The 203-nt window shown below is 77.3% G+C and carries 1 pseudogene; it reads left to right on the top strand.

Annotation, left to right across the window (positions count from 1 at the left end):
• Window positions 1–203, top strand: a pseudogene (locus DW309_RS19160) (DivIVA domain-containing protein); the annotation flags it as partial.

Here is a 203-nt window from a genome sequence, read left to right as displayed (position 1 = left end):
GATCCGCGACGTGCTCGACCGCGTCGGCGGGGCCGTGCGCGTGCGCTACCGCGAGGCCGAGACGCTCGACGCCGTGGTGGCCGCGCTGCTCGCGGAGGCGCCGACGGGGTCTCGGTCGCGCGACGACGCCGACACCGCGTCCGAACCCATGCCCGAACCCGAACCCGCGCCCGAACCCATGCCCGAACCCGAACCCGCGCCCG

Origin of the sequence: Microbacterium sp. K41, assembly GCF_004794395.1 — a bacterium.
Classification (GTDB): Bacteria; Actinomycetota; Actinomycetes; order Actinomycetales; family Microbacteriaceae; genus Microbacterium; species Microbacterium sufflavum.
Note: the sequence above shows the minus strand (reverse complement) of the source record. Positions and strands in the feature narration are given on the sequence as shown.